The sequence below is a fragment of the Methylobacterium sp. WL12 genome, assembly GCF_008039475.1.
Lineage (GTDB): Bacteria > Pseudomonadota > Alphaproteobacteria > Rhizobiales > Beijerinckiaceae > Methylobacterium > Methylobacterium cerastii.
Genome location: NZ_VRUW01000156.1, coordinates 1 through 4,991, shown reverse-complemented (window position 1 = coordinate 4,991; position 4,991 = coordinate 1). Strand labels below are relative to the sequence as shown.

Annotated in this window: 3 protein-coding genes and 1 pseudogene; all 4 read left to right on the top strand. The window is 65.0% G+C overall.

The annotated features are described in order from the left end of the window. Positions 1 to 118 (top strand): annotated as a pseudogene (locus FV226_RS26745) (IS5/IS1182 family transposase); the annotation flags it as partial. Positions 119 to 196: 78 nt separating this feature from the next. Beyond that, the gene (locus FV226_RS26740) at positions 197 to 721 is read left to right on the top strand and encodes a hypothetical protein (protein ID WP_147765308.1); all 525 of its coding nucleotides are present in this window, start codon (positions 197 to 199) and stop codon (positions 719 to 721) included. Positions 722 to 1,170: 449 nt separating this feature from the next. Further along, positions 1,171 to 2,949, top strand: a complete 1,779-nt coding sequence (locus FV226_RS26735) for a type I secretion system permease/ATPase (RefSeq protein ID WP_147765309.1) — start codon at positions 1,171 to 1,173, stop codon at positions 2,947 to 2,949. 2 nt (positions 2,950 to 2,951) lie between these two features. Continuing rightward, positions 2,952 to 4,298, top strand: a complete 1,347-nt coding sequence (locus FV226_RS26730) for an HlyD family type I secretion periplasmic adaptor subunit (protein WP_147765307.1) — start codon at positions 2,952 to 2,954, stop codon at positions 4,296 to 4,298. The last annotated feature ends 693 nt before the right edge of the window (positions 4,299 to 4,991 follow it).

The window sequence follows — 4,991 nt, the reverse complement described above, 5'->3', positions numbered from 1 at the left end:
GCGCCTCTGGGCCAGGCTCAAAGAGTGGCGCGCCATCGCCACCCGCTACGAGAAGACTGCCGTCAGCTTCATGGGCGTCCTCTCCCTCGCAGCCGCCCTCGATTGGCTCAAGCGATGACACGCCCTAATCGCTAACCTCGCCGTCGGCGGGGCCTGGGCCGGCGACCCGGACGCCACGACGCCGGTGCCGGCGCAGATGACCATCGACTATATCCACGCCTATGCGAGCGCGCCGGCCTCCTCGGCGCTAACCGACACGTTCCACTTCCGCGACGCGGGCACGGGGGACGACCTCTACACCACAAGCCCGAGCGAACGGCAGTACATCGCGCAGAACCTGCCGTCCTACACCGAGGAGGGCGTGGCCTGGATGGCGCCGGCGCCAAGTGCGGACACGGTGGACGTGTTCCGCTTCGTCGATACGCGGACGGGCGAGCACTTCTATACGGCGAGCATCGCGGAGCGTAACCATATCGACGCGATGATGCCAAGCTTCCACGACGAAGGTGTGGCGTTCCAAGCCTACGCCGACCCGGCGCTGGCCGGGGCCGACGCGTTGACGGTGCAGCGGTTCCTCGACACTGCAACTGGCGACCACCATTACACCGCGGGCGACGCCGAGACCGCGGCCTTCGAGCAAGCTCAGACGGGCGCAAATTGGGTCCACGAGGGAGTTGCCTTCACGGTCCATACTCCCGTGACCGGCACGTTGGACTATTAGCTGTGCAGTCCCGGTGTGAGGCAGCCTCAGCGAAACTGATGCCGCCACGTCACGGCACTGAACAGCTAGCGAACGCTTTATCAGCTCCTGGCCAACCTCAATGACTACAAATGCCACCGAAGTAGGTCGAATTTAGAACGTCTGATTCAGAATGAAATATCCGCCTATACTTCCAGCCGCATCATATTTTTCAGCAAATATTCGTAATTATTTTTAAAGCATTTGTTTCATTCAATATCTGATAATATCATTACTCTACGAGATAGTAGACATATAGTTCTGATTTTCATGGAAGTGATCGGAGGAAAGTAAATCTGCAGAGTGGGACAGCCCCGTGGCTTCACTGTTTGCTGGGCTTTTTGATTGAGATCTACGCGCCTTCAGGGCGCGCAAGTGTGCAGCGCACGCGCCTTATCGCGCCCTTCATAATCGTGAGTCGTAAAAAGATGATGGCGAGGCATAGCGGTTCGGTAGAACTCACGGGTGCCCTGGCGTCATGCCGGGCAGCGTTCGTCGGCGTTGCGGCGATGAGCGGTCTGGTGAACGTCCTGTACCTCACCGGCTCGTTCTTCATGCTGGAGGTCTACGACCGGGTGATCCCGAGCCGATCGGTGCCGACGCTGATCGGGCTGATGGCGCTGGCGCTGGCGCTGTACGCGTTCCAGGGGGCGCTCGAGGCGATCCGCTCGCGCATCCTGGCACGCATCGGTGCGGCGCTCGACGAGGCGCTGTCGGGGCGGGTGTTCGACGTCGTGGTGCGCGCGCCGCTCAAGGGCGCGGTGCCCGGCGACGGCTTGCTCCCGCTGCGCGACCTGGACCAGATCCGCGCGTTCCTGTCGGGCACCGGCCCGTCGGCGTTCTTCGACCTGCCGTGGCTGCCGATCTATCTCGGCGTCTGCTTCCTGTTCCATCCCCTGATCGGGGCCGCCGCGCTGGGGGGCGCCGTGTTCCTCGCCGGCGTCACCTGGCTGACCGACCGCGCCACCCGCAGGCCGGCCCGGGCCGCAACCGGGCACGGCCAGCGCCGCAACGGCCTGGCGGAGGCCGGCCGGCGCAACGCCGAGGTTCTGGCGGCGCTCGGCATGCAGGGACGCTTCCAGGCGCGCTGGGCCTTGGCCAACCGCGACTACATGGACGCGCAGCAGCGCACGGCGGACGTGGCAGGCGGCTTGGGTGCCGTGTCCAAGGTGTTCCGCATGGCGCTGCAATCGGGTGTGCTGGCGCTCGGCGCCTGGCTCGTCATCCAGGGCCAGGCCACCGCCGGCATCATCATCGCGAGCTCGATCCTGGTGTCGCGGGCGCTGGCGCCTGCGGAGCTCGCCATCGCCAACTGGAAGGGCTTCGTCCAGGCGCGCCAGAGCTGGGCCCGGCTCTCGGATCTGCTCGCACGCATCCCGGCCGGGCAGCCGCGTCACAGCCTGCCGGTGCCGTCGCAGACGCTGACGGTGGAGGCGGTTACGATCGCCCCGCCGGGCGCCCAGCGCGTGGTGGTCAGCGAGGTTAGCTTCGCGCTTAGTGCCGGGCAAGGCCTCGGGGTGATCGGCCCCTCGGCATCCGGAAAGTCGAGCCTGGTGCGCGCGCTGATTGGCGTGTGGCCGCCCGTTCGTGGCAAGGTACGCCTCGACGGGGCAGCTCTCGACCAATGGGACCCGTCAGAGCTTGGTCCCCATCTCGGCTACCTGCCGCAGGAGGCTGAGCTGTTTGCCGGTACGATCGGCGAGAACATCGCCCGCTTCGATCCGGACGCGGCCCCCGAGGCGGTGATCGCGGCAGCGCACGCGGCGGGCATTCACGAGATGGTGCTGCGCCTGCCCGAGGGCTACGACACCCGGGTCGGAGAGGGCGGGGCGGGGCTGTCGTCCGGGCAGCGTCAGCGCGTCGGGCTGGCACGGGCGTTGTACCGGGACCCGTTCCTAGTGCTCCTCGACGAGCCCAACGCCAACCTCGACGCCGAGGGCGAGAACGCCCTGACGCGGGCGATCCTCGGGGTGCGGGCCCGCGGCGGCATCTGCATCGTCGTGGCGCACCGCCCCTCGGCGCTGGCGGCGCTGGACCTCGTGCTGATGATGGCCGACGGACGCGCCCAGGCCTTCGGCCCGAAGGACGAGGTGTTCAAGCGCGTGCTGCGCGCCGCCCCCGACCCGAGCCAACCGAGTCCGTCTCAGGGTTACGCGCCGTCGATCCCGTCGCAGGCCCCCGCTCCGCACGCCTTGCAGGAAAGCGCCTGACCATGACCGACCCGGTGATCGTCTCGGCGGCCCCCGCGCCGTCCGTCCTGCGTCCGCGTGCCAAAGCCTCGATCCGCCGCCACCTGGCGCTGAGCTTGGCGCTCGGCACCGTGCTGGTGGTCGGCGTCGGCGGCTGGGCCGCGCTCACCGAGATCGCCGGCGCGGTGATCGCCCCCGGCCAGCTCGTGGTCGAGTCCGACGTGAAGAAGGTGCAGCATCCCACCGGCGGCGTGGTCGGAGAGCTGCTCGTGCGCGAGGGCGATCGGGTCAAGGCCGGCGATGTTCTGATCCGGCTGGACGCGACGCAAGTGCGGGCCAACCTCGACATCGTGCTGAAGGCGTTGGACGAGTTGAGCGCTCGCCGCGCTCGCGACGAGGCCGAGCGCGACGACGCCAAGACGATCGCTCTCCCCGTCGACCTGCTGACGCGCCAGACGGCCGACCCGTCGGTCGTCCGCCTCATCGACGGCGAGACGCGGTTGTTCTCGGCCCGCCGCGCCAGCCGCGCCGGGCAGAAGGCGCAGCTCGCCGAGCGCATCGCGCAGCTGCGCCAGGAGATCGGCGGCCTGACCCAGCAGGCCGCCGCCAAGGAGCGCGAGACGGCGCTGATCCTCACCGAGCTGAAGGGCGTGCGCGAACTCTACGGTAAGAACCTCGTGCCGCTGACACGGGTCACCGCGTTGGAGCGGGAGACCGCGAGGCTTCAGGGCGAGCGCGGGCAGCTCGTCGCTCAGACTGCCTCGGCGCGCGGCAAGATCACCGAGACCGAACTGCAGATCCTGCAAATCGATGGTGACATGCGCACCGAGGTGGGTAAGGACCTGGCCGAGATACGCGGCAAGGCGTCGGAACTCGGCGAGAAGCGCATCGCGGCCGAGGACCAGCTCAAGCGCATCGACCTGCGCAGCCCGCAGGACGGCACCGTACACCAGATGACGGTCCACACCGTCGGCGGCCTGGTCACGCCGTCCGAGCCGGCGATGCTGATCGTGCCCTGGGCCGACCAGCTCGCCGTCGAGGTCCGGATCCAGCCCCAGGATATCGACAGCGTGCGCCGCGGCCAAAGCGCGGTGCTACGCTTCCCCGCCTTCAACAGCCGCACCACGCCCGAGATCGACGGCACCGTCTCCCGCGTCTCGGCCGACGTCTCGACCGATCCCAAGACGGGCCAGAGCTACTACACCGCCCGCATCCTGGTGCGCGAGGCAGAGCGAGCGCGGCTCGGCGCCGTCCGCCTCATCCCCGGCATGCCGGTTGAAGCGTTCCTTCAAATCGGCGAACGCTCCGTCCTGAGCTATCTCGTCAAACCCCTCACCGATCAAATCGCCAAGGCTTGGCGCGAGAAGTGAGGAAATTAGACTGCTGCGGGTGAGTTTGTACCACCTCTAAGCAACTCTAAAAGCTGCTGTTATTCTAGAACTTTTGGTCAGGAAACCAGTCGTTTACCGAACGGTTGACCGTTCACATAAGCGCTTTTATGCGTCGCAGCGGGTCCGGTTACGACTCTTTGCGGACCGTCGGAAGGTCTGCTTCTAGGCTGTTGAAACAGACAGCAGCGACCGGGTCGGGTGGGAAGCGGATATCAGCGTACCTCCCGGAAGCAGACATTGCACTTTAAGGTAGGCAACCTTCCGGTGTTGACCCTTTTCGGAAGCTGGGATCGTTCGTTTGCAGGCTGCACGCTGGATCAGCGGCATACGGCTGGGATGGGGGATTGACGTAGTCCGCGTTAGCGCAGCAATGCACAGAAGCAGACGTCATCGCCCGATCCGCTAAGGACCGATACTGTTAAAAACTTGGAAGCAGCGTTTCAATTGTGACCGAAGGCAGCGCGCAGGAGACTGTTCGTCTTTAGGTGCTCGTTTCATGACATATTCTTATAAGGTCGATAGTGTCTTGCATTGTTTCAAAGCAATTATTTAGGGCAGGCAACGATATTGAAGCACCATGTTCGGCGCGCTTAAAAATAAAATTTAATGAATAAATATCATAATATACAACAGCATTTTATCATTTTCGATCTGTCTCAAATCTGATTGTTT